Origin of the sequence: Stenotrophomonas geniculata ATCC 19374 = JCM 13324, from assembly GCF_001431625.1 — a bacterium.
Lineage (GTDB): Bacteria > Pseudomonadota > Gammaproteobacteria > Xanthomonadales > Xanthomonadaceae > Stenotrophomonas > Stenotrophomonas geniculata.
This window is the reverse complement of the sequence record NZ_LLXT01000148.1, coordinates 14,529-38,612: the sequence shown is the minus strand read 5'-3', so window position 1 is coordinate 38,612 and position 24,084 is coordinate 14,529. Positions and strand designations below refer to the sequence as shown.

Annotated in this window: 24 protein-coding genes and 2 riboswitches; of the genes, 12 read left to right on the top strand and 12 right to left on the bottom strand. The window is 67.5% G+C overall.

Features of this window, described 5'->3' with window-relative positions; translation table 11 throughout:
- The 8 genes from ARC63_RS19920 to ARC63_RS19885 all read left to right on the top strand — a co-directional run.
- A partial coding sequence (locus ARC63_RS19920; RefSeq protein WP_139042447.1) for a DNA-processing protein DprA occupies positions 1–689 on the top strand: 689 nt, incomplete at its 5' end.
- A gap of 43 nt (positions 690–732) precedes the next feature.
- Positions 733–1,206: a DUF494 family protein gene (locus ARC63_RS19915; RefSeq protein WP_005411195.1), complete on the top strand. Its 474-nt coding sequence runs from the start codon at positions 733–735 to the stop codon at positions 1,204–1,206.
- A 39-nt stretch (positions 1,207–1,245) separates the two neighbouring features.
- A complete protein-coding gene (locus ARC63_RS19910) occupies positions 1,246–2,004 on the top strand; it encodes a pilin (RefSeq protein WP_019338922.1) in 759 nt (252 codons plus the stop codon).
- Positions 2,005–2,053: 49 nt separating this feature from the next.
- Positions 2,054–2,986: an RDD family protein gene (locus tag ARC63_RS19905; RefSeq protein WP_010481172.1), complete on the top strand. Its 933-nt coding sequence runs from the start codon at positions 2,054–2,056 to the stop codon at positions 2,984–2,986.
- Between the two features lie 193 nt (positions 2,987–3,179).
- Positions 3,180–5,588 carry a DNA topoisomerase I gene (locus ARC63_RS19900; protein WP_057504210.1) on the top strand — a complete coding sequence of 803 codons (2,409 nt, stop codon included), beginning with the start codon at positions 3,180–3,182 and terminating at the stop codon, positions 5,586–5,588.
- Positions 5,589–5,685: 97 nt separating this feature from the next.
- Complete coding sequence (gene tsaC, locus ARC63_RS19895) at positions 5,686–6,276, top strand: L-threonylcarbamoyladenylate synthase type 1 TsaC (protein WP_082587922.1); 591 nt, start codon at positions 5,686–5,688, stop codon at positions 6,274–6,276.
- A 43-nt stretch (positions 6,277–6,319) separates the two neighbouring features.
- Complete coding sequence (locus ARC63_RS19890) at positions 6,320–7,003, top strand: DUF4124 domain-containing protein (protein ID WP_057504208.1); 684 nt, start codon at positions 6,320–6,322, stop codon at positions 7,001–7,003.
- Positions 7,004–7,038: 35 nt separating this feature from the next.
- Positions 7,039–7,785, top strand: a complete 747-nt coding sequence (locus ARC63_RS19885) for a hypothetical protein (RefSeq protein ID WP_057504207.1) — start codon at positions 7,039–7,041, stop codon at positions 7,783–7,785.
- Positions 7,786–7,900: 115 nt separating this feature from the next.
- Here the strand turns inward: ARC63_RS19885 and ARC63_RS19880 are convergent, their stop codons facing one another.
- The gene (locus ARC63_RS19880; RefSeq protein WP_010481164.1) at positions 7,901–8,677 is read right to left on the bottom strand and encodes an SDR family oxidoreductase; all 777 of its coding nucleotides are present in this window, start codon (positions 8,675–8,677) and stop codon (positions 7,901–7,903) included.
- 111 nt (positions 8,678–8,788) lie between these two features.
- Between ARC63_RS19880 and ARC63_RS19875 the strand changes: the two genes are divergently transcribed.
- The gene (locus ARC63_RS19875) at positions 8,789–9,001 is read left to right on the top strand and encodes a hypothetical protein (protein ID WP_010481162.1); all 213 of its coding nucleotides are present in this window, start codon (positions 8,789–8,791) and stop codon (positions 8,999–9,001) included.
- A 73-nt stretch (positions 9,002–9,074) separates the two neighbouring features.
- Here ARC63_RS19875 and sppA read toward each other — a convergent pair whose 3' ends face one another.
- The 4 genes from sppA to ARC63_RS19855 form a co-directional block, all read right to left on the bottom strand.
- On the bottom strand, positions 9,075–10,997 hold the full coding sequence (gene sppA / locus ARC63_RS19870) for a signal peptide peptidase SppA (protein ID WP_019338929.1): 1,923 nt from the start codon (positions 10,995–10,997) through the stop codon (positions 9,075–9,077).
- Positions 10,998–11,113: 116 nt separating this feature from the next.
- Positions 11,114–12,478 carry an MATE family efflux transporter gene (locus tag ARC63_RS19865; RefSeq protein WP_010481157.1) on the bottom strand — a complete coding sequence of 455 codons (1,365 nt, stop codon included), beginning with the start codon at positions 12,476–12,478 and terminating at the stop codon, positions 11,114–11,116.
- Positions 12,479–12,713: 235 nt separating this feature from the next.
- The gene (locus ARC63_RS19860; RefSeq protein ID WP_010481155.1) at positions 12,714–13,298 is read right to left on the bottom strand and encodes a DUF3106 domain-containing protein; all 585 of its coding nucleotides are present in this window, start codon (positions 13,296–13,298) and stop codon (positions 12,714–12,716) included.
- Positions 13,291–14,295, bottom strand: coding sequence for a hypothetical protein (locus ARC63_RS19855; protein ID WP_057504206.1), 1,005 nt, complete (start codon positions 14,293–14,295; stop codon positions 13,291–13,293). The genes ARC63_RS19860 and ARC63_RS19855 overlap by 8 nt, the downstream gene beginning before the upstream one ends.
- 412 nt (positions 14,296–14,707) lie before the next feature.
- Here ARC63_RS19855 and ARC63_RS19850 point away from each other — a divergent pair, with 412 nt between their 5' ends.
- Positions 14,708–16,885, top strand: coding sequence for a primosomal protein N' (locus ARC63_RS19850; RefSeq protein WP_057504205.1), 2,178 nt, complete (start codon positions 14,708–14,710; stop codon positions 16,883–16,885).
- A gap of 91 nt (positions 16,886–16,976) precedes the next feature.
- Here the strand turns inward: ARC63_RS19850 and ARC63_RS19845 are convergent, their stop codons facing one another.
- Both ARC63_RS19845 and ARC63_RS19840 read right to left on the bottom strand, forming a co-directional pair.
- Positions 16,977–17,597, bottom strand: a complete 621-nt coding sequence (locus ARC63_RS19845; protein WP_010481150.1) for a glutathione S-transferase family protein — start codon at positions 17,595–17,597, stop codon at positions 16,977–16,979.
- 107 nt (positions 17,598–17,704) lie between these two features.
- Positions 17,705–18,484, bottom strand: coding sequence for an NYN domain-containing protein (locus ARC63_RS19840; protein ID WP_046984251.1), 780 nt, complete (start codon positions 18,482–18,484; stop codon positions 17,705–17,707).
- Between the two features lie 123 nt (positions 18,485–18,607).
- Here ARC63_RS19840 and ARC63_RS19835 point away from each other — a divergent pair, with 123 nt between their 5' ends.
- Positions 18,608–19,888 carry an NAD(P)/FAD-dependent oxidoreductase gene (locus tag ARC63_RS19835; RefSeq protein WP_049452933.1) on the top strand — a complete coding sequence of 427 codons (1,281 nt, stop codon included), beginning with the start codon at positions 18,608–18,610 and terminating at the stop codon, positions 19,886–19,888.
- Positions 19,889–19,970: 82 nt separating this feature from the next.
- Here ARC63_RS19835 and ARC63_RS19830 read toward each other — a convergent pair whose 3' ends face one another.
- Positions 19,971–20,402, bottom strand: a complete 432-nt coding sequence (locus tag ARC63_RS19830) for a nuclear transport factor 2 family protein (RefSeq protein WP_057504204.1) — start codon at positions 20,400–20,402, stop codon at positions 19,971–19,973.
- 141 nt (positions 20,403–20,543) lie between these two features.
- Positions 20,544–20,819, bottom strand: coding sequence for a GIY-YIG nuclease family protein (locus ARC63_RS19825; RefSeq protein ID WP_057504203.1), 276 nt, complete (start codon positions 20,817–20,819; stop codon positions 20,544–20,546).
- 40 nt (positions 20,820–20,859) lie between these two features.
- Positions 20,860–20,949: riboswitch (glycine riboswitch) on the top strand.
- Between the two features lie 13 nt (positions 20,950–20,962).
- A riboswitch (glycine riboswitch) is annotated at positions 20,963–21,066 on the top strand.
- Positions 21,067–21,150: 84 nt separating this feature from the next.
- On the opposite strand from ARC63_RS19825, the gene ARC63_RS19820 reads away from it, so the two are divergent.
- A complete protein-coding gene (locus ARC63_RS19820) occupies positions 21,151–21,768 on the top strand; it encodes a trimeric intracellular cation channel family protein (RefSeq protein ID WP_005411215.1) in 618 nt (205 codons plus the stop codon).
- Between the two features lie 85 nt (positions 21,769–21,853).
- On the opposite strand, the gene ARC63_RS19815 is transcribed toward ARC63_RS19820, so the two are convergent.
- The 3 genes from ARC63_RS19815 to ARC63_RS19805 form a co-directional block, all read right to left on the bottom strand.
- Positions 21,854–22,165, bottom strand: a complete 312-nt coding sequence (locus ARC63_RS19815) for a DUF5076 domain-containing protein (protein ID WP_010481144.1) — start codon at positions 22,163–22,165, stop codon at positions 21,854–21,856.
- Positions 22,166–22,436: 271 nt separating this feature from the next.
- On the bottom strand, positions 22,437–23,510 hold the full coding sequence (locus ARC63_RS19810) for a 3-deoxy-7-phosphoheptulonate synthase (RefSeq protein WP_010481143.1): 1,074 nt from the start codon (positions 23,508–23,510) through the stop codon (positions 22,437–22,439).
- Positions 23,511–23,805: 295 nt separating this feature from the next.
- A complete protein-coding gene (locus ARC63_RS19805) occupies positions 23,806–24,063 on the bottom strand; it encodes a hypothetical protein (RefSeq protein WP_049413052.1) in 258 nt (85 codons plus the stop codon).
- Between the last annotated feature and the right edge of the window lie 21 nt (positions 24,064–24,084).

The following is a 24,084-nucleotide window of genomic DNA, read 5'->3' as shown; positions in this document are numbered from 1 at the left end:
GGTGGGCGGCGGGCATCGACGCCGCCGCCCACCAGGCGACACTCGACGCCGGTGGTTGCACCGTGGCGGTCATCGGCACCGGCCCGGACCGGGCCTACCCGGACAGCCACGCCCGCCTGCAGGCCCGGATCGCTACCGAAGGCGCGGTGCTCAGCGAGTACCTGCCAGGCACGCCGGCACGCCCCGGCCACTTTCCCGCCCGCAACCGGCTGGTGGCCGGGCTGGCACTGGCGACGGTGGTGGTCGAGGCCGCCCAGCGCTCCGGCGCCCTGATCACCGCACGCCTGGCCGCCGAAGCCGGCCGCGAGGTCTGCGCCCTGCCCGGCTCGGTGCTCAATCCACGCGCGGCGGGCTGCCATCGGCTGATCCGTGAGGGTGCTGCATTGGTCGAGCGCCCGGAGGAGGTCCTGGAACTGCTGGCCCCCGCCCTCCGCCAGCAGCTGCCGGGCTTGCAATCACGGTTGGCCACCCCCACTGAACAGGCACCGCCGGTACTCCTGCCGGCGCGCTGGGCCGACGACCCTGACTACCAGTGCTTGTGGCGGGCCCTGGACCACAACCCAAGCAGTATGGATTCACTGATCACGCGCTGTGGATTGACGGCGCCCCAGGTGTCCTCCATGCTGCTGGCCATGGAACTGGCGGGAATCGTGGTGTGCGTACACGGCCGCTACTGTCGAACTCCCTAGTTTCTTCACCTCCACAGCGTCGCGCGACGCAGGCCGAGGGGCAATGAAAGAGAGCATCCTGGACGTACTGCTGTACCTGTTTGAACACTATTTCAGCGAAGATGCGGACCTGATCCGTGACCGCGATTCGCTCCAGAACGGCCTGATCCAGGCCGGTTTCAGCCCAACCGAGATCAACAAGGCATTCGACTGGCTCGATGCCCTGGCCGCGCAGCGGCCGAGCGTGGCCCAGGCACGGGTCGATGGCCCCGTGCGCGTCTACCACGGTCCCGAGCTGGACAAGCTGGACGTGGAATGCCGCGGCTTCCTGCTGTACCTGGAACAGCACGGCATCCTCGACGCCGACCAGCGCGAGCTGGTGCTGGACCGGGCGATGGCCCTGGACCAGGACGAACTGGACCTGGACGACCTGAAGTGGGTCGTACTGATGGTGCTGTTCAACCAGCCTGGCTCCGAGGCGGCGTATGCCTGGATGGAGACGCAGATGTTCATGGACGAGCCAGAACCCCTGCACTGACCGTACACTTGGGGGCATAGCGCATTCAGGAGCGTCCCCGTGAGCGAGTGGTTCCATGCAGAAGGCAACCGGCAGCAGGGTCCGCTGCCAGCGGAACAGTTGGTCGAGTTGTTCCGCAACAACCAGATCTCCCTGGACACCCTGGTCTGGCGCGACGGCCTGCCGCAATGGCAGCCGTTGCGCACCGTGGTCGACGAACTCGGCCTGATCGTGCCGGCGCTGGACGCTGCCACGCCACCCGTGGAACCCGAGCCCGAACCGGAACCGGTGGCACCGCCTCCGCCGCAGCCGCCGGTACTGCCGCCGTCCACCCCCTACACCACCAGTGCATCGGCCACCGCCCTGCCGGCGCCGAAGAAGAAGCTGTCCGGTTGCGCACTGACCGCCATCATCGGCGGCGGCCTGCTGCTGGTGCTGGTACCGATCGTGGCCATCCTGGCCGCCATCGCGCTGCCTGCCTACAACGACTACACCGTGCGCGCCAAGGTCGCCGGCGCAGTGACCGCACTGCAGCCGTTGAAGGACCAGGTGCAGCATTTCGCCGATGACGAAGGCCGTTGCCCCGGTGCCAACGACGCCGGCTTCCCGGCCCCGGGTGACTTCGCCCATGCAGGGCTGTCGGCGGTGAACATCGGTCGCTTCAACAATGGCCACTGTGGCATCGAAGCCACCCTGGCGCTGCCCGGCAAGAGCCTCGATGGCGACCTGCTGTGGCTGGAATACGATCGCGACAGCGGCCGCTGGGAATGCAGTGGCGAAAGCAACGACAAGTACCTGCCGCCGTCGTGCCGCGGCTGAGCCACGCGCACGCCAGCACCTCCAAGGATGATTCAACAGGGAACATGCAATGACTGAGTGGTACTACGCCGAAGGACAGCAACGCCAGGGCCCGCTGCCGGTCCAGGAGATCCGCCAGCGCTTCCAGCGTGGCCAGCTCAACCTGGACACCCTGGTCTGGCGCGAGGGCATGGCCCAATGGGCTGCACTGCGCCAGGTGGTCGACGAGCTCGGCCTGCAGACGCTGGCCGATGCCAGCACTGCCACCAGCAGCGGCGGTTTCGACCTGCGTGGCGACTATGCCGCCATCGACAACGGCAGCGCCCCGCTGCCCGGCACCGGCGCACTCAGCAGCTCGCCATACAGCGCTCCAGCCGCCGCCGGCGGCGGTGGCCACGCACAGCCGGTGGTTGGCGGTGAAGTGGTCTACGCAGGCTTCTGGAAGCGTGTGGCGGCCTACATGATCGACTACTTCGTGCTGGTCATCCCCGGCAGCATCATCGGTGCCATCCTCGGTGCGATCCTCGGCGCCAGCATGGGCGCGGTGGGCAGTGGCGAATCGGCCATCGAGATCGTGGCGCAGCTGGCCAGTGCCCTGATCAACCTCTGCATCGGCATGGCCTACTACACCTGGTTCCACGCCTCGCAGGGCGGCGCCACGCTGGGCAAGATGGCGGTCGGCATCAAGGTCGTGCGTGGCAACGGCGAGCGCCTGACCAAGGCGCGCGCATTTGGCCGCTACTGGGCCATGCTGCTGAGCAGCTTCACCCTCGGCATCGGTTTCCTGATGGCGGCCTTCACCGAGCGCAAGCAGGGCCTGCACGACATGATCTGCGACACCCTGGTGGTCGACCGCTGGGCCTACACCGACCAGCCGCAGCTGCAGCGCCGCGAGCTGGGCACGGTGACCGTGCTGGTGCTCGTGCTGACCGGCCTGCTGTCGCTGGCGGGCGTGGTCCTGCTGGTGTTCGCGGTCGGCTTCATCGCCAAGATGGCCTCATGAACGGCCATCCTCACGCCTGGCTGCTTGACATGGGCTGGCCGGGCGTGATTCCTCTAATAAGGTGAAACCTGAACGCCCGGCACATTACCGGGCGTTCAGTTTATGGATTTGCCCGTGGCCGCTTCACTAATGCGGCCGTTTGCTCCACCCTAGCGGCCCCTCTCCCCCGGTCCGCCCACAGACCTTTCCTGACATGCCCAAGCACCTGCTCATCGTCGAATCGCCGGCCAAGGCCAAGACGATCAACAAATACCTCGGCAAGGACTACACGGTCCTGGCCTCGTATGGGCACGTGCGCGACCTGATCCCGAAGGAAGGCGCGGTCGACCCGGACAACGGGTTCGCCATGCACTACGACGTGATCGACAAGAACGAGAAGCACGTCGATGCGATCGCCAAGGCCGCCAAGGGCGCCGACGACATCCTGCTGGCCACCGACCCGGATCGCGAGGGTGAGGCGATCAGCTGGCACATCGCCGAAATCCTGAAGGAACGCGGGCTGGTCAAGGACAAGCCGATGCAGCGCGTGGTGTTCACCGAGATCACGCCGCGCGCCATCAAGGAGGCCATCAGCCAGCCGCGCGCGATTGCCAGCGATCTGGTCGATGCCCAGCAGGCGCGCCGCGCGCTGGACTACCTGGTCGGCTTCAACCTGTCGCCGGTGCTGTGGCGCAAGGTCCAGCGTGGCCTGTCCGCCGGCCGCGTGCAGAGCCCGGCGCTGCGCATGATCGTCGAGCGCGAGGAAGAGATCGAAGCCTTCATCGCCCGCGAATACTGGTCGATCGCCGCCGAGTGCGCACACCCGTCGCAGCACTTCAACGCCAAGCTGATCAAGCTGGACGGGCAGAAGTTCGAGCAGTTCACCATCACCGATGGCGACACCGCTGAAGCAGCGCGCATGCGCATCCAGCAGGCCGCGCAGGGCTCGCTGCATGTCACCGATGTGGCCAGCAAGGAGCGCAAGCGCCGCCCGGCGCCGCCGTTCACCACCTCCACCCTGCAGCAGGAAGCCTCGCGCAAGCTCGGCTTCACCACCCGCAAGACCATGCAGGTGGCGCAGAAGCTGTATGAAGGCGTGGCCATCGGCGACGAAGGCACCGTCGGCCTGATCTCGTACATGCGTACCGACTCGGTGAACCTGTCGCAGGACGCGCTGGCCGAGATCCGCGATGTGATCGCCCGCGACTACGGCATCGCCTCGCTGCCGGACCAGCCGAACACCTACCAGACCAAGTCCAAGAACGCCCAGGAAGCGCACGAAGCGGTGCGCCCGACCTCGGCGCTGCGCACGCCGGCCCAGGTCGCACGCTTCCTCACCGACGACGAGCGCCGCCTGTACGAACTGATCTGGAAGCGCGCCGTCGCCTGCCAGATGATCCCGGCCACGCTCAATACCGTCAGCGTCGACCTGTCGGCCGGCAGCGAGCACGTGTTCCGTGCCAGCGGTACCACCGTGGTGGTGCCCGGCTTCCTGGCCGTGTACGAAGAAGGCAAGGACAACAAGAGCGCCGAGGACGAGGACGAAGGCCGCAAGCTGCCGGCGATGAAGCCCGGCGACCGCGTGCCGCTGGAACGCATCCAGGCCGAACAGCATTTCACCCAGCCGCCGCCGCGCTACACCGAAGCGGCGCTGGTGAAGGCGCTGGAAGAGTACGGCATCGGCCGTCCCTCGACCTACGCTTCGATCATCCAGACCCTGCTGTTCCGCAAGTACGTGGAAATGGAAGGCCGCAGCTTCCGCCCGTCCGACGTCGGCCGCGCAGTGTCCAAGTTCCTGTCCAGCCACTTCACCCGGTACGTGGACTACGACTTCACCGCCAAGCTCGAAGACGAGCTCGACGCCGTCTCGCGTGGCGAAGAAGAGTGGATCCCGCTGATGGCCCGCTTCTGGGAGCCGTTCAAGGAGCTGGTGGAAGACAAGAAGGAATCGGTCGACCGTGCCGAGGCCAGTGGCGCGCGCGAGCTCGGCACCGACCCGAAGACCGGCAAGCCGGTCAGCGTGCGCCTGGGCCGCTTCGGGCCGTACGCCGCCATCGGCAGCACCGCCGAAGATGCCGAAGAAAAGCCCAAGTTCGCCTCGCTGCGCCCCGGCCAGTCGATGCACACCATCTCCCTGGAAGACGCGCTGGAGCTGTTCCTGATGCCGCGCGCGCTGGGTGAGGACAAGGGCGAGCCGGTCAGCGTCGGCATCGGCCGCTTCGGCCCGTTTGCCAAGCGCGGCAGCACCTATGCCTCGCTGAAGAAGGAAGACGACCCGTACACCATCGACCTGGCCCGCGCCGTGTTCCTGATCGAAGAGAAGGAAGAGATCGCGCGCAACCGGATCATCAAGGAATTCGAGGGCAGCGACATCCAGGTGCTGAACGGCCGTTTCGGCCCGTACATCAGCGACGGCAAGATGAACGGCAAGATCCCCAAGGATCGCGAGCCGGCATCGCTGACCCTGGCCGAAGTGCAGCAGCTGATGGAAGAAACCGGCAAGCCGGTGCGCAAGGGCTTTGGCGCCAAGAAGGCCGCCGCGAAGAAGGCCCCGGCCAAGAAAGCAGTAAAGAAGGCCGCCGCCAAGAAGGCCCCGGCGAAGAAGGCCGCTGCAAAGAAGTAGATCCATGCCATGCGTGGATGAGGGGCAAGGTGTGCGGACCAGCGGTCCGCACCTACCGTCCGCGCCGACCACCCCTTCTGCACGCAGCCGGGGGATAATGAAGGCCCACGCCGGGCCGGTCGCCGCCATGAAAGAACTCACCCTGGACTCTGCTGTCGCCACGCTCCGCGCGGGCGGCGTGATCGCCTACCCGACCGAAGCGGTCTGGGGCCTGGGCTGTGATCCCTCGCACGAAGCTGCGGTGCACATGGTGCTGCGGCTGAAGCAGCGCCCGATCGAAAAAGGCATGATCCTGGTCGCGGCCGAGCTGGCGCAGCTGGAAGGCTGGGTGCGCCTGCAGTCGCTGCCCGACGCCCGCCAGCGCGCAGTACTGGCCAGCTGGCCCGGCGCCAACACCTGGATCCTGCCCGCCGGCCCGCGCGCGCAGCCCTGGGTCACCGGCGAACACAGCGGGATTGCGGTGCGCATCAGCGCACACCCGCTGGTGGCCGAACTCTGCCGCGCCTGGGGTGGCCCGCTGGTCTCTACCAGCGCCAATCTGGCCGGCGAACCACCGGCGCGCAGCCGCGAAGAGCTGGATCCGCGCCTGCTGCGCCTGCTCGACGGCATCCTTGACGGACAGACCGGTGGCCTGGCCCAACCCACCCCCATACGCGACGCGCTCAGCGGCAACGTGCTGCGCTCCTGAGCTGCCGATTGCACTGCCGCGGACAATCACGCACGCTGCCGCCATGAGCCTGCTGCGCGCCACCTTCAGCCTGTGCCTGCTGCTGCCGTGGACGGCGTCCGCCGCCGGGGCCGAGGACGTGCGGGTGTACCGCTGCGTTGCCAGCAACGGCGCCGTTGCCCTGCAGGACACGCCCTGCAACAGCGGCCGCCAGCAGGTACGCGACCTGCAGCGCCCGCGCGATCCCGCTCCACGGGTGGTACGCAGTGATGCCACGCCTCCGCCGCCCAGCGAACCCCCGGTCATCCGCGAGCGCGAAGTCCGCCACGTCTACATCCAGCCGCCGCAACCGATGTACGAATGCGTGAGCGAGGATGGACGCCGCTATACCAGCGACAACAACGAAGGCAATCCGCGCTGGGTGCCGCTGTGGACCAGTGTCTGGCTGCCACACGGCCATCGGGGCCCGGCCTACCCGGGTCCGCGCCCGGCCATCGGCACGCCGATCGGCGAAGGCGCGGGTTATCGCCCTTCCTCGATCGGCATGGGCGTGCAGGTCCCGGCCGGCAGCGTGCTGGTTCGCGACAGCTGCCATGCGTTGCCGCCGCAGGAAGTCTGCGCGCGACTGAGTGACCGCCGCTGGGAGCTGGATCGCCGTTACAACAGCGCACTGCAGAGTGAACGCACCGCCATCAGCAACGAACAGCGCGGCATCGATGCGCGCCTGTCGCGCGATTGCGAACGCTGAGCGCAGCAGGCCGTCGCAGCCTGTACGCTGTGCGCATGAACCGAGTGATCTGGCTGCTTCTGGTGCTGCTGCCTGGAAGCGCGTTGGCCGAAGAGGGCGTGATCTACCGCTGTACCTCCAGCAGCAGTGACGTCCCTACCCTGCAGCGCACGCCGTGCCCCACCGGCAGCAAGCAGCAGGTGCTGCGCATACCCGACCCGGCCAACTCGCAGCCGGCCGCCGCTGCACCTGTGGCGGCCGAACCTGCACCCGCCCCTGTCGAAACACCCGCGCCGGTGCCGGCCGGAGCGGCCGTTGCCCCTGCGGCCCCAGCGAAGCCACGACGCGCGGATGAAGGACGCACGATCATGGAGGCAGGTATGGTCGAACACGAAGGAGACGACCAGATCCTCGACAGCGCGACGCTGCGCCGCGATGCTGAGGCCCGCGCCGCCGCAGGTGATGGTCCACCGAAGCCGCCGCTTCCTCCGATCTTCCAGTGCACCGACAGCCAGGGCGGCGGCTACCTGTACGAGTACGAGGCCGCGCCCGGCCGCTGCGAGCTGATGACGGTACAGGGCCTTGGCGGAGTGACGCCGGTGAATGCCGCCAGCTGTGAAGTGGTGCGCGACCACTGCGAAGCGCTTCCCGAAGCGCAGCGCTGCGGTGGTTGGCAGCAGCGCTTCCGCGATGCCCGCGGCCGTGAGCGCTTTGCCGCGCCGGAGAACCGCGATACCGCGCGCGGTGAACGCAAGCGGCTGCAGGACGTGCTGGAAGCCAGCAACTGCCCGGTACCGGGGTGACAGCGGCGGCATGGCCGCACCTGCCCATGGGGTGGATCTGTTGTAGAGCCGAGCCAGGCTCGGCTGCCGTTGGCGGAGTGCAGCCGAGCAAGGGCTCGGCTCTACAGCAGAGCGATCAGAACCCGTAGCGCAGGAATCCACCATCCACTGCGATGCACTCGCCGGTGACATAGCTGGCCGCCGGCAGGCACAGGAAGCCCACGGCTGCAGCCACTTCCTCCGGCTCACCGATGCGGCGCATGGGCGTGCGGTTGATCACTTCCTCGTAGTAGTCCGGGTCCGCCAACGGCCCGGACGTGCGCCGCGTGCGGATGTACCACGGCGCCACCGCGTTGACCCGGATGCCATCCTCGGCCCACTCGACGGCCAGGTTGCGGGTCATCTGGTGCATCGCCGCCTTGGTCATGCCGTAGACCACGCCGCTGCGCACATGGGTCAGGCCGGACACGCTGCCGACGTTGACGATGGACGACGACGCGTGGCGGGCCAGCAACGGATGCGCGTAGCGCGACAGCTCGAATGCCGAGAACAGGTTGGTCTCGAAGATCTTCCGCCATTCATCCTCGGAATACTCGGTGGCCGCCTTGGTGACGTTGCCGCCGGCGTTGTTGACCAGGATGTGCAGGCCATCGCTGTGGTCCTCCACCCAGTCCAGGATCTGGCGGCGGTCCTCGTCGTCGGAGACATCGGCAGCCAGTGCATGCACCTGCATCTGCGGATACACGTCCAGCAGTTCGTCACGCGCCGTCTCCAGCATGTCGATATCACGGCCGACGATCATCAGATCGGCGCCGAAGCCGGCCAGTTCATGCGCGATGGCAAGGCCGATGCCGGCGCTGGCGCCGGTGATCAGGGCGGTCTGGCCGTCCAGGCGCCACCGTTGCTGGGTCATGTGCTCTCCGGGGCCGCGCCCGCTGTGTTTCGATGCGGCAAGGATACGCGCTCACGGCCGCCCCCTGCCGAGGATGCGACACTGCCCGCACGCCCATCACGGAGTGCCGCCATGCGCATCCTGATCCTGTCCACGTCCCTGCTGGCCACCGTGCTGCTGTCCGCTTGCCAGCGCCCGCCCACGCCGAATCCGGAGAAGCCGCCGGAACCGCAGGCCATGGCCCGTGCGATCCAGCAGCCACTGGACCGCGCCAAGCGCGTGCAGAAAACCGTCGATGACGCCGCTGCGAGCGAGCGCAAGGCCGAGGCTGACGCCACGCAGTAACCCCGCAAACGAAAACGCCCGGCCAAGGCCGGGCGTTTCCAGTAGATCCACGCCATGCGTGGATGGCTTCTGGTCAGAACCCGCAGAAGCAGTACGCCAGCGCCTTCACCGGCGTGCCGTTGCCCTTCTCGCGGGCCGCGTTCTCGACAAAGCGCAGCTGCGTATCCACTTCCGGCATCGTGCGCGCCAGCACCATCCGCGCCATGCCCGAGTCGGACAGCATCCAGGCACCGGCACGGCTGCCGGCGAAACCGCTGACGAACTGCGCGAACGGCGTTGCCGCCTTCTCGATGTAGCGCACGCGATAGGCATCGGCCTTGCCCAGCTTGGCGCGGCTGGCGGCATCGGCCACGGCATCCTTCAAGCCACCGAAGGCATCGACCAGGCCACGTTCCTTTGCCTGCGCACCGCTCCACACGCGGCCACGGGCCACTTCGTCGACGGCCTCGACCGGCTTCTTGCGGGCGTCGGCGACGCGACCGGTGAAGTCGGCGTAACCCTTGTTGATCACCGACTGGATGACCTGGCCCACAGCCGGATCCATCGGGCGGGTGACATCGAACGCCCCGGCGAAACGGGTGGTGCCGACACCATCGGTGTGCACGCCGATCTTGTCCAGCGCGCGGCTGAAGTTCGGCACCATGCCGAAGATGCCGATCGAACCGGTGATGGTCGACGGATCGGCATAGATGCGATCGGCGTTCATGCTGATCCAGTAGCCACCGGAGGCGGCCAGGTCGCCCATCGACACCACCACCGGCTTGCCGGCGGCCTGCAGGGCCACCACTTCACGGCGGATCTGCTCGGAGGCGAACACTTCACCACCCGGCGAATTGACACGCAGCACCACGGACTTCACGTTCTCATCGTCACGCGCGGCACGCAGCAGCGCCGAGGTCGATTCGCCACCGATGCGGCCGGCCGGGAGATCGCCGCCGCTGATTTCGCCGGCGGCCACCACCACCGCCACCTGCGGACGGTTGTCGACCGGGTTGCGGCGCGCATCGAGCTGGCCCAGGTAGGTGCCGAAGTCGACGTTGCGGAAACCACCGTCGGCATCGTCGTCGGCCACGCCGCGCTCGATCATCAGATCCTCGAATTCCTCGCGGGTCTTCAGTGAAGTCACCAGCTTCTGCTGCAGGGCGAACTTGGCCAGGTCACCACCGGCAGCGGCGATGCCTTCCGGCAGCGTGTCGATGCCGGCGGCCAGCTGTGCCGGGTCCAGGCGACGGGCCTTGGCGATGTCGCCCAGGTAGCGCTGCCACACGTCGTTCATCCAGAACAGGTCGGCTTCCTTGGAGGCCGGCGACGCAGCATCGAGCACGTACGGCTCGGCCGCGGACTTGTACTCGCCCACCTTGAACAGGTGCACGTCCACGCCGAGCTTGTCCTGCAGGCCGGAGCGGAAATACTGCCGGTAGCGGCCCAGGCCCTCGAGCACCACCGACCCCATCGGATCCAGGTAGACCTCGTCGGCCTGCGCGGCCAGCAGGTACTGCGACTGGCCCATGCTCTCGCTGTAAGCCACCAGCTGCTTGCCGGAGGCGCGCAGGTCCTGCAGTGCGGCGGCGACTTCACGCAGCGAGGCGAAGCCCGACGGCTGCAGCTTGTCCAGCTCCAGCACCACGCGTTCGATCTTCTTGTCTTCCTTGGCCGACTCGATCACCCGCAGCAGGTCGCGCAGCTGGATCTCTTCGGCACCGTTGTCGCCCACCGCCTTGGCCAGCGCACGGCTGACCGGATCAGCGCTGAACTGCTCGACCAGGCGGCCTTCCGGCGCGATCACCAGGGTGGTGCGGTCCTGCAGCGATTTGCTGGCACCGGCGCCCATGCCGGCAGCGATGACGAACATCACCAGCAGCAGGAACAGCAGGCCGAAGAACACCAGGTTGAGGATCAACCGGCGGGTGAAGTTCATGACGTCCCACAGCCCGATGAAGAAACTGGCGACGGGGTTGCGACGCGCCGGGGGCAACGGGGGCACGGGTTGATTCATGGAACGCTCCGGATGGCTTCTTGCCGTGGTGCCAGCATAGCCGGTGCCGCGTGATGCGGCATCGGACACAAGTCAGGGGATCGCCCGCCACGGGTCATCGCGGCGGGCGGGGCGGATCAGGACAGTACGGACTGGCCGATGCGCAGGCTGCTGCGCCGCAGGCGCCAGCCCATCAGGATGGCGGCGGCGGTCAGGCCGACGATCAGGCCGATCCACATGCCCTGCGGGCCCATGCCCAGCCCCAGGCCGAGCCCGGCGCCGAGCGGCATGCCCAGGCCCCAGTACGCGAACATGGCGATGAACATCGGCACGCGGGTGTCCTTCAGGCCGCGCAGTGCGCCGGCGGACAGTACCTGGATGCCATCCGGGAACTGGAAGGTGGCCGCGTACAGCAGCAGGGTGGAGGCCAGGCCGGCCACCGCCAGGTCGTTGGTGTAGACACCGACGATGGCATCGTGGCCGAACAGCAGCACCGCCGCCGACAACGTCTGCGTGCCCATGATGATCGCGTAGCCAGCCCACGCCGCACGGCGCACGCCGAAGCCATCGCCACGGCCGACTGCATGGCCGACCCGCACGGTGGTGGCTTCGGCCACGCCCATCGGGATCATGAAGCACAGCTGCGCCACGTTGATCGCGATCTGGTGCGCGGCCGCTTCATTGGCACCGAGGCGGCCGATCAGCAGCGCGGTGACGATGAACAGGCCGCCCTCCATCAGCACGGTGATGCCGATCGGCAGGCCGGTGCGCAGCAGATCCCAGATCGCCTTCCAGCGCGGCCCTTCGAAGTGCGAGAACAGCTGCAGGTGGGCGAAGCGCTTGGTGAACCACAGGTAGGTGGCGAAGGCGATCGCCTGCAGCCACATCATCACCGCCGAGGCGATGCCCAGGCCCTCGGCACCCATTTCCGGGAAGCCCAGCTTGCCGTTGGCCAGCACGTAGCCCATCGGCGCCAGCACCAGCAGGCCGCCGAAGCCGAGCAGCATGGTCGGCAACGTCCAGTGCATGCCCTCGCTCAGATAGCGCATGCAGAAATACAGGGTCAGCGCCGGGCCGCCCCAACGCACCGCATGCAGGAACGCGGTGGCGCCCGGCACGATGTCCGGCGCGATGCCGAAGGCCGGCAGCAGCGGCGGCACCACGGTGAGGAAGGTGAACATGATCAGGCCCAGGCCCAACGCCAGCCACAGTGCCTGGCGGAACAGCGGGCCGATCTCGCGCTCGCGGCCGGCGCCATGCAGCTGCGACACCGAGGCCGTGAGCGAGATCAGGGTGCCGATCGGGATCAGCATCGGCAGCCACAACAGCGCCGTGCCGATGGTCACCGCGGCCAGGGTCGCGGTGGCGTGGTGGCCGGCAATGACGTTGTCGACGAAGGAGATCAGACCGGTGGATACATGCCCGAGCACAAGCGGCAGGGCGAGCAGACCGGTGGCGCCGACTTCCTTGCTGAAGCGCGGCGTGGAGGTTGCAGTAGACATAAGGTGCTTGACGCGAACTGCGGTTGCGCGCGAAGGGCACAGGCACCGGGTTGCGGCCGGTCATCTTACGCGTGCAGCGCGCGCATTCCCATGACATGGCGTGAATGCTGGGTTCCGGCAGGCCCCAGCATCACGCGTTGCGATCGCGTTACGAACAGGAAAGGGGACGGAGGGGATTAAGTCGTTTCCAGCCCGACTGTGCCGAACACGACTTAATCCCCTCCGTCCCCTTTGTTTACTGACCCGCCTGGCGCTTGAGCCAGGTGTCGCGCTCGGCGGCCGGCACCGCGAGGAACGCGCTGCGAACCGTGTCGCGCTCCTGCGGCGGCGTGCGCTGCGCGACCAGGGTGAGCTGGGCCAGCTGCGCCGGGCTGAGCTGGCGCAGCACGGCCAGCGCGGCCTCGCGCTGTTGCGGCGGCACGAACCCGAACAGGCCGTGCAGCTTGGGGAACTCCAGGCCCAGCTGCGGGCCCAACCGCCAGCCTTCGCGGAACGCCTGGTCCTGCGCCTGGAATTGCTGGCGCAGGCGCTGCTGCTGGTCGGCTGGCAGTGCATTGAATCGCGCAGCGGCCTGACGGATCCGCTCGCGCTCGCCTTCCGGCAGGGCGCGCCAGGCCGCGTAATCGGCCCGACGCTGGCGCTGCTGCGGGGCGTCAAGCTGGGCGAACGCGGCGGGTGTCGTGCTTGTGGTGGCCGGGGCCGTAGCCGCCGGTGAACTGCCTGGCACTGGCGGCGGCAGCGGCACGTTCAAGGTCTGCGGCGCGGCGGACAGCGACAACGGCAGGGCCAGCAGCAGGCTGGCGAGCAGGGTCTTATTCATCGGCGGCAGCGGTTTCCAGCGTGGCACTGGCCGGCTCGGGCCGGCTCGGCTTGGATTGTGATTCGTCCACCGGCAGCGGGCCGCCAGCAGCGGTCCACGCATACAGATCAGCATCGGCCACCAGCGGATAGTCGCGGTCGGCCAGCATGGTGGCGTCGTCCGTAGCCTGCGCAGGGGTCGCGTCCGGCGTGGCGTTGACCTTGCTTGGCGGCAGTGCTTCCACCGTGACGGGGCCCGCCTCACCGACCACGCCTTCCGGCAGCGGTGCGTCGCTGCCAGACGAATGGCCCTGCCAATAGCGCCAGCCCAGCGCGGCTGCCAACAGCACAACCACGGTCACCAGCAGGATCAATGGACCGCGCCAGCGCGGCTTTGCGTTCGAACGGCGGCGCTTGCCATTGGCAGTCGTGCGATCTTCACGCTGCGGCGCACGCCAGCCGGAGGTCGGGGCTTCATTGTTGGCCGCCGGCGCGGCCGGCTGCTGCAGCTGCTGCAGGCGTTTGGCGGGCAGGTCGCGGATGCGCAACTGCACCTGTTCGGCCAGCTGGCGCCAGGCCGAGGCATCGGGTTGGCCGTGCGCGTCACGCGGGCAGGCCTCGGCCAGCAGGTGCTGGTAGCCGGCTTCATCCTGGTCAAGCACGCGCATGGCGATACCTTCATCCAGGCTGCCGCCCACCCGCAGCAACAGCGCCAGGCGCGGCGACGGTCCCATCTCGCCCAGCGCGGCCAGCGGCGGTTCCCACTGGCCGCCCACCGGCTCGCGCAGCGCCTGGCGCTGGCCCAGCAGGGTCCAGAAGCGGGTCGGCCACTGCGCCATCGGCAGGTCACTGGCGACCGCGGCAAAGGCACGCATCACCGCCACCAGGGTCTGCTCGGCACGCGCGGCATCGCCGCACTGCAGCTCAGCCACCACCAGGGCGCGGCGCTCGACGCCACGCAGGAACGCCGACAGCGCGCCGGCCGCGGTCGAGGAAACAGGGGCGGGCACAGCCGTCATCGGTCACTCCAAAGGTCTGGGGGAATGATAGCGGCAGGCAATCGACGCCCGTAGGACTTGCGCCCACGGATACTTCGTGCTGCAGGTTGTGCACAGCACCACGCTCCCGGCGCGGGAAACTGCGGCATGCAGCTGAATTCACTCTGTTTCAGCAATGTTTCACACTTAAGTCCTTGATTTTGAATTCCTTTTAAGTATGGCGATTTTTTGACCAACCCAAGCGTGAGCTCGTCGCCATCGGCCTCCTGCGTTCCCGTCGACCGGTAACGCACAACGTTATCCACAGAACATGTGGATAAGCCTGAATCTCCAATGGACACCGATATTTAGGTGACATTTATGATTCAACGGGCGCCGCTCCGCCGTCTCCCACCCCGCCATTCGGGCGCGCATGGCCCGGTACACTGGCCCGATGCTTTCACCGATTCCGACCTTGCAGGTCGCCCTGCCCGTCCCCCTGCCCCGCCTGTTCGACTACCTGTCGCCGGAGGGCGATGGCCCCACGGTTGCGGTCGGCTGCCGCTTGAAGGTGCCGTTCGGCAACCGCGAGCTGGTCGGGGTGGTGGTGGGGCACGGCCAGACCGACGACGGCCAGGGACTGCGCCAGGCGTTGGCCTGGTGCGACCCGCAGCCGCTGCTGCAGGGGGAGCTGTGGCAGAGCCTGCAATGGCTGGCGCGTTACACCCACGCACCGCTGGGCGAAGTCCTCAGCACCGCCCTGCCCGGCCCACTGCGCCATGGCGACACCCTGCCTGACATCCATCACTGGGGCTGGCAGCTGACCCCCGAAGGCCATGCCCAGCGCGGGAAGCTGCGCGCCGGCAGCCGCCCGCGACAGTTGGCAGAACTGCTGGCCGAAGCCGTCGTGGACGAGGACGTGCTGGGCGAACGCATGGAGGACTGGCGGACCGCCGCGCGCAGCCTGGCCAAGCGTGCGCTGGCCGAGCGCGTGGCGATGACGGTGGCACCGCAGCATGCGCAGCCACTGCCCGGCCCCACGCTCAACCCGGACCAGGCCGAGGCCGTGGCCGCGATCAACGCTGCCGAAGGCTTCCAACCCTTCCTGCTGGATGGCGTGACCGGCAGCGGCAAGACCGAGGTCTACCTGCAGGCCATCATCCACTGCCTGGCACAGGGCAGGCAGGCGCTGGTGCTGGTGCCGGAAATCGGCCTGACCCCGCAGACCCTGGCACGCTTCCGCGGCCGCCTCGGCATCGCCGTGCATGCACTGCATTCGGGGTTGAACGACAACGAACGCGCGCGCGTCTGGGCTGCGGCTTCGCGTGGCGAGGCACAGGTCATCGTCGGCACCCGCTCGGCGGTGTTCACGCCATTGCCGCAGGCCGGGCTGCTGATCATCGACGAGGAACACGACGGCAGCTACAAGCAGCAGGACGGCATCCGCTATCACGCGCGCGATTTCGCTCTGGTGCGCGCCAAGGCGCTGGGCATTCCGGTGCTGCTCGGCAGTGCCACCCCTTCGCTGGAAACGCTGCACAACGCCTATGCCGGGCGCTACACCCACCTGCGCCTGAAGCAGCGTGCCGGTGATGCGCGGCCACCGCGCGTGCGCATCCTCGATGTGCGCAAGCGGCCGCTCCACGATGGCCTCTCGGCTGATGTGCTGGCCGGCATCGGCGAGCACCTGCAGCGCGGCCAGCAGGTGCTGGTGTTCAAGAACCGCCGTGGCTACGCGCCGGTACTGCTGTGCCACGACTGCGGCTGGACCGCGCCGTGCAACCGCTGCGATGCACCGATGACCGTGCATGGCGGCGGCCGTCGCCTGCAGTGCCATCACTGCGGCGCGCGGCAACCGGCGCCGCTGGCATGCCCGGCCTGCGGCAGCCTGGCGCTGCAGCCGCAGGGCATCGGTACCGAACGCCTGGAAGAGCATCTCACCGCGGCCTTCGCCGATTTCCCGGTGGTGCGCATCGACCGCGGTACCACGTCGCGACGTGACGCGCTGGAACAGCAGCTGGCGAAGCTGGGCGACCAGCCCGGCATCCTGGTCGGCACGCAGATCCTGGCCAAGGGCCACGACCTGCCGAAGCTGACCCTGGTAGTGGTGGTCGGCATCGACGAGGGCCTGTTCTCGGCCGATTTCCGCGCCAGCGAGAAGCTGGCGCAGCAGCTGATCCAGGTGGCGGGCCGTGCGGGCCGTGCACGTGATCCCGGGGAGGTCTGGCTGCAGACCCATCACCCCGGGCACCCGTTGCTGGAAACCCTGGTGAGTGGTGGCTACCACCCGTTCGCGCAAGCCGAGTTGAACCAGCGACAGGCCGCCGGATTCCCGCCGTTCGCGCATCTGGCGCTGATGCGCGCCGAGGCGCAGCAGGTGGAGCATGCCAATGCATTCCTGCTGGCAGCGCGGCAGCTGCTGGGCGAGCAGAACGTGGTGGAGGCGTATGGGCCGATGCCGGCGCCGATGCCGCGGCGGGCCGGTTACCAACGCACGCAACTGCTGCTGTCTGCCGTGCAGCGGCCGCCATTGCACGGCGTGCTCGGGCAACTGGTTCCGCAGCTGTATGCGCTGCCGGAAGCACGCAAGGTGCGCTGGTCGCTGGATGTGGATCCGACGGACCTGTATTGATCCGGTCGGTGCTGCCGGGCATGGCTCGGCACTACGGTAGAGCCGAGCCATGCTCGGCTGCTTCTCTTTCCAGGAAAAGACCCGGCCCCGCTTACGTCAGCGGCGACATCACGCCGCGCTGGTAGGCCGGCCGCTCGCGCAGGCGGGCATACCAGTCGGCCAGGTGCGGCAGTTCCGGGCGCTGGATCGGCAGTTCGAACCAGGCATAGATCAGCGAGCCCAGCGGGATGTCACCCATCGCGAATTTCTCACCCGACAGCCACGGCTGTTTGGCCAGCGTGGCATCGGCCATCGCCAGGTAGTCACCGGCACGCACGATGGCGGCATTGATGCGCGATTCGTCACGGTCGGCCGGGGCGGTGCGCATGATGCCCCAGATCAGGTCGGTGTACAGCGGCGCCATCCGCGAGGTGCTCCAGTCCATCCACTTCTCGGCCTGGGCACGCTCCATCGGGTCTTCGGCGTACAGGGTGCCCAGCGCGTAGCGGGCGCTCAGGTAGCGCACGATGGCGTTCGATTCCCACAGCGGCAGGCCGTGGTCTTCGATCACCGGCACCAGGCTGTTGGGATTCATCGCCTGGTACTCCGGCGTCTGCGTGCCGCCGTGGCTGCCACCGACTTCGATGGATTCATACGGCAGGCCGATCTCCTCGGCGCACCACAGCACCTTGCGGACGTTACTGGAATTGCGGCGGCCCCAGATCTTCAACATGCGGATTTTCCTTGCTGGCAATGCGAGCGGCAACGATACGCCTGATCGGTGCGGGTGTGTGCGTGCAGGATGACTGCATCGGGCTTCCGCCGGGCATGGTCCGGGCGTTACCGGTTCTTCTTCGGCAACGCGCGCACGTAGGACGACTTGCCATCCTTCTTCAGCTCGAACAGGCCGATGGCCGCCAGCAGGTCGCTGAGCTTGCCGTAGCCATAGTTGCGCGGGTCAAAGGAGGCCTGGTTGCCGATCTGGCTGCCGACCGGGCCCAGGTGCGACCAGCCATCCTCGCCTTCTGCCGAGGACACCGCACGGCGCAGCATCTTCACAAGCCGCGTGTCGCTGCGCATTTCCGCGCCGCTCTTGCGCGGGCGCGCATCGTCATTGGCCACCGGCTCGTTCGGTGCCTGTTCGTTCGATGACTGCTCTGCATCCTGCACGCTGGCGTGGGTCTGGCCCAGCGCTTCCAGATAGGTGAACTTCGAGCACGCGTTGACGAACGGTTCCGGCGTTTTCTTCTCGCCAAAACCATACACCTTCACGCCATCGGTCAGCAGGCGCATCACCATCGGGGTGAAATCGGCATCGCTGGAGACGATGGCGAAACCATCGAGGTTGCGCGCGTACAGCAGATCCATGGCGTCGATCACCATCGCCATGTCCGAGGCGTTCTTGCCCTTGCTGTAGGCGAACTGCTGGATCGGACGGATCGCGTACTCGTGCAGCACCGCCTCCCAGCCCTTCAAACGCGGACTCTTCCAGTTGCCATAGGCGCGGCGTACGTTGGCCACACCGTAGCGGGCGACTTCGGCCAGGACCTCGTCGATCTTGGAGGCCGGCGCGTTGTCGGCGTCGATCAACAGGGCGATGCGCTTTTCCGGTTCGCTCATGGGCTCCTCACGGGCCGTTGCCTGAACCTGAGTATCGCCGATCCACGCGGGCGCTGACGTGACAGGGGGCCATCATGCGAAGATGCCAGGCGCTTCCCCCAATGCCCCCACTGGAGTAAGTCGATGAGTCGCGAGCGCGTTCCCCACCTGGTTGTTGTCGGCGGCGGTTTTGCCGGTCTCTGGGCCACCCGTGCCCTGGCCCGCGAGCGCATACGCATCACCCTGGTCGACCGCCGCAACCATCACCTCTTCCAGCCGCTGCTGTACCAGGTGGCCACCGCCGGCCTGTCCGCCCCGGATATCGCCGCACCGCTGCGCCACATCCTCGGCCACCAGCGCAATGTGGAAGTCCGCCTCGGCGAAGTGGTGGCCATCGACAAGCAGGCCCGGCAGATCCGCATGGCCGATGGCAGCACGCTGGACTACGACAGCCTGCTGCTGGCCACCGGCGCCACCCACGCCTACTTCGGCAACGACCAATGGGCCGATGATGCGCCCGGGCTGAAGACGCTGGACGATGCCATCGCGCTGCGCCGCAAGCTGCTGCTGGCGTTCGAGCGCGCCGAGGCCGAACCGGACCCGGCGAAGAAGGCCGCATGGTTGAGCTTCGCCGTGGTTGGCGGTGGACCTACCGGCGTCGAACTGGCCGGCACGCTGGCCGAGATCGCGCGCCATACCCTGCGCAACGAGTTCCGCCACATCGACCCGGCCAGCGCCAAGGTGCGGCTGGTCGAAGCCGGGCCGCGCGTACTGTCCTCGTTCCCGGAAGTGCTTTCGCTGAAGGCGCGCCGGCAGCTGGAAAAGCTGGGCGTGGAAGTGCTGACCGGCACCCCGGTGAGCGACATCGACAGCCAGGGCTTCAGGCTCGGCGATCAGTTCGTGCCGGCACGCACGGTGGTGTGGGCCGCCGGTGTGGCCGCTTCACCGCTGGCGCGCACGCTGGAGGTGCCGCTGGACCGCGCCGGGCGCGTGCAGGTGCAACCCGACCTCACCCTGTCTGGCCACCCGGAACTGTTCGTGGCTGGCGATCTGGCCGTATTGAACCAGGCCAACGGCAAGCCGGTGCCTGGCGTGGCGCCCGCGGCCAAGCAGATGGGCAAGTACGTGGCCGAGGTGATCCGCGCGCGCCTGCACGGCAAGCCCGAACCCGGCCCGTTCAAGTACGCAGACTTCGGCAACCTGGCCACGATCGGCCGCATGGCTGCGATCGTGCACCTGGGCCGGCTGCAGCTGTCCGGTGTGCTGGCGTGGTGGTTCTGGCTGGCCGCGCACGTGTTCTTCCTGATCGGCTTCCGCAACCGCATCGTGGTGCTGCTGAACTGGGCCGTGGCGTACTGGAGCTACCAGCGCAGCGCGCGCATCATCTTCGGTGATGACCAGGACGACCGGCGACCGAAGCGCTAGGGCCGCACGCATGCTCCTGTAGCGCCGAGCCATGCTCGGCTGCACTTCGCGCGGTTTGCAGAAGCCGAGCATGGGCTCGGCTCTACGGCGCCTTCGGTTTCGGGTACCACAGTGCGTTGACGATTACCCAGCGCTGGTCGAAGCGCCCCATGTGGAAGTAGTCGACAAACCACGGCGTTTCCAGCCGCACCGACGCCGCGTTGCCGGTCACGTCCAGCACCGTGCAGCGGCGGTCCCATTGATCCTTCGGGGTCTTCAACGCGCCCTGCTTCGTCAGCGAGACCAGTTCTTCCTTCGACATACGGCGCAGGCCCAGGCGTTCGTCAGGTGTATCGCCGAGCACAGCGCGCTTGGCCAGGTCCGGGTGCAGGGAGCGGGCGACGCGCTGCGGGTCGGCTTCCAGCTGGCCATCGACATAGTCGTGGCAGGTGGTTTCGATGGCCGCGAGGGTGGCCGGGTCGGCGGCGGGGCTCGTTGCTGCGGAAAGAGCGAACAGCAGGGCGATCGTGGACATCCGGGTCTCCAGCGCTGAGGGCTGGGCGATCATGGCATGTGCAAGCCGCATCCACGCATGGCGTGGATCTACTGTAGAGCCGGGCCCATGCTCGGCTTCACCATCAGGCAGCAGCAACAACAGCCGAGCGTGGGCTCGGCTCTACAGAAGCGCGGGATCCGGTGCCTGCAGCCAGGCCAGCTTGCGTTCGCGCGGCTGCTGCTTGAGCTGCCATTCGGCCCGTGACGCGGCGGCCCGGTCCGGGTACTTGCGCACGGCCAGCACGCGCAGCGGTGGCCGCGCCCGGGTGTAGCGCGCGCCCTTGCCGGCCTGGTGGGCGGCGAAACGCGCGTCCACGTCGGTGCTGATGCCAGCGTAATAGCTGCCGTCGCGGCATTCGAGCAGGTACAGGAACCAGGGGCGGAGGGACGGGGCCATGCCCGGATTATGCCGTGCTGCACTGCAGCGGATATACTGGCACCCGAATGCAGGAGAGAGGCGCCGCGCTGGCGCCCGCCGAAGGCGCAGGCTCCCATGATCGCTCAGGCCGGTGGGCTGGAATCCCACCAACCATGCATTCGACTCGCCGAGCTGGAGAGAGGTCACCGGGCACGCCCGGGACGATCCGCCGAAGGGGCACGCGGCCTACGCCGCTGAACTCTCAGGCAAAAGGACAGCGGGAGCGGCACCGGTCATCGTCATCCCGTCATTGCGCAGGCAGTGGCGGTAGTCGCGCATGGCCGGCCCCACCGCGCCCGGAGCCTGTCCCATGCTGCTGTCCATCATCTACCTGATTGCCATTTCCGCCGAGGCCATGACTGGCGCACTGTCCGCAGGCCGCCGCCGCATGGACCTGTTCGGTGTGGTCATGATCGCCTGCGTCACCGCCCTCGGCGGCGGATCACTGCGCGACATCCTGCTCGGCCACTATCCGCTGGGCTGGGTGAAGCATCCCGAGTACCTGGGCTTCACCGTATGCGCGGCGCTGATCGCCACCTGGGTCGCACGTTGGATGCACCACTTCCGCCGCACCTTCCTGGTGCTCGACGGCCTGGGCCTGATCGCCTTCACCCTGATCGGCTGCTCGATCGCGCGCGAGGCCGGCCATGCCATGCCCATCGTGCTGATTGCCGGCATGCTGACCGGCGCGTTCGGCGGCGTGCTGCGCGACATCCTCTGCAACGAGGTACCACTCATCTTCCAGAAGGAGCTGTACGCGATCATCGCGCTGCTGACCGGCGCGGCCTACCTGTTGCTGCTGCACTGGGGCGTGGCCGATGCCACCGCAATCCTGTGCTGCCTCGGCGGCGGCTTCGCGCTGCGCCTGCTGGCGATTCACTACCGCTGGGAAATGCCGAAGTTCGTGTACCACGACGAAGTGCATTGAAGTTCGCGTTCTCCACGTCGCCCAGCGCTTGTTGCCGTGTTGCGTTGGGACGCTGTCTCCAGCGCCGCGGCGCCCATCTGGTCCCTCAGTGGCGGACCACGAATCCCCCCGAGCGCCCACTGGACGGCGCCCGCAGCTCTTCATCGAATGCATCCTTGATCGCGTTGATCGCCGCGCCGCGGTCCATCCCGCCACTCACGACCAGAGCATCTGCGACATGCTGGGCGACGTCTGCCAGGATGCGTCCCCACGCATGCTCCTCTCGAATGCCAGGACGATCGCCATACAGGCCAACGTTCAGCGAAGCATGCAATCCCCGTTCGGCAATCCACACGCGGATCATCTCGATGGAATCCTCATCGCGCTGTGCGGCTTCTGGAATGATCAGTTCTTTCATGGCTGCGGCCACCAAACAGGAAGTGGCATTGTGACGTGACCTGGAGCGTACGTGGAGCGGATCTTCTACAAAGCCCCGCGCTTCGCGGGCTCGACGCTACATGAAGGCCCCATCCATCGTTCTCACCACCCCGGCGATGTACCTGGCGCTGTCGCTCATGCGCAGCGCCAGGCGCATCGCCGGTGCAGATGGGCCGGTCTCCAACTCCGACCGGCCCTGATCGCGGCCGCACCCCCGCAGGCGCTGGCCGCCATCCACACACGTGCCGCACTCAAGCGGCTTCGGACACCTTTACGTCGCGACGGGCGCGCACGGCCGCAGCCAGTCGCTCCAGCACCGTCACGGTGGTGTCCCAGTCGATGCAGCCATCGGTGATGCTCTGCCCGTAGACCAGTGGCTGGCCTTCCACCAGTTCCTGGCGACCACCAACCAGATGGCTCTCGATCATCACGCCAACGATGCGCTGTTCGCCGTCTTCCAGCTGAACGGCGATGTCGTCGATCACCTTCGGCTGGTTCTCCGGATTCTTCAGGCTGTTGGCATGGCTGGCGTCGATCATCAGGCGCGCTGGCAGCTTGGCCTTGGCCAGCACCTGGCAGGCCTCGGCGACGCTGCCCGCATCGTAGTTCGGCTGCTTGCCGCCGCGCAGGATCACATGGCAGTCGGGGTTGCCGGTGGTCGACACGATGGCGGTGCCGCCCTGCTTGGTGACCGACAGGAAGTGATGCGGATTGGACGCAGCACCCACCGCGTCAGCGGCGATCTTCACGTTGCCATCGGTGCCATTCTTGAAGCCGACCGGGCACGACAACCCCGAGGCCAGCTCGCGATGCACCTGGCTTTCAGTGGTGCGTGCGCCGATCGCGCCCCATGCCACCAGGTCGGCGATGTACTGCGGCGAGATCACGTCAAGGAACTCGACACCGGCCGGCAGGCCCAGCTTGTTGATGTCGCGCAGCAGGCCGCGTGCGATGCGCAGGCCCTTGTCGATCCTGAAGCTGCCGTCCAGGTCCGGATCGTTGATCAGGCCCTTCCAGCCCACCGTGGTGCGCGGCTTCTCGAAGTACACGCGCATGACGATTTCCAGTTCACCGGCCAGCGCGTCGCGCAGCGGCTTCAGGCGCTGGGCGTACTCGATGGCGGCCTTCGGGTCGTGGATCGAGCACGGGCCTACCACCACTGCCAGGCGGTCGTCGCGGCCATGCAGGATCTGGTGCAGGGCCGCGCGCGAGGCGCTGACGGTGTCGGAGGCTTCATCGTCACAGGGCAGCATCGCCAGCAGCTGGGCAGGCGGTGTCAGCGGTTCGATGGTGCGGATACGCAGGTCGTCGGTGTGCGGGGGCATTGCGGGAGATCTCCGGAACGTTGGGGGTCCCCAGCGTGGCGGCATGAAAAAAGCCGCCAGGTTCGCTGGCGGCTTTCGGGAATGCGTCTGAAGCTTTCTTCAGGGTGAGCGCAGTCCTTCCTCCGCCAGTGGCTTCGGAAAGTAATACCAGTAAAAGCGGGTGGCGGCTGCGTTCATGGGATCTATTGATAACACAGCTTTTGCGCAGTGCAAAATGTTTCATACGCAACTGGGGACGCGGTTCAGCGAGATGCGCGCCAGCCCGGCCTACGCGGCGGCAACCACGCAACGTTGCTCATTTGCCATGCACTTCCACGTCCAGCAGCAGGCCCTCATGGATGTCGACCCAGCGTTCCAGCACGCGATCCAGTTCCTGCCGGGCCTCGTCCAGCTGCTCGGGGTTGAGCAGGGAACGCGCGGTGTAGAGGTCGGAAACCAACCGCCGCAGGGCCGATTCCTGGATGGCCACCGACGGCCCCTCCAGCCCCGGCAACTGCAACGCCGGGCAGTCGCCAAGAGGGCCGAACAGCGTGACCTGGAGCGTGCTCTGCATGATCGACTTCCCTGCGGATGG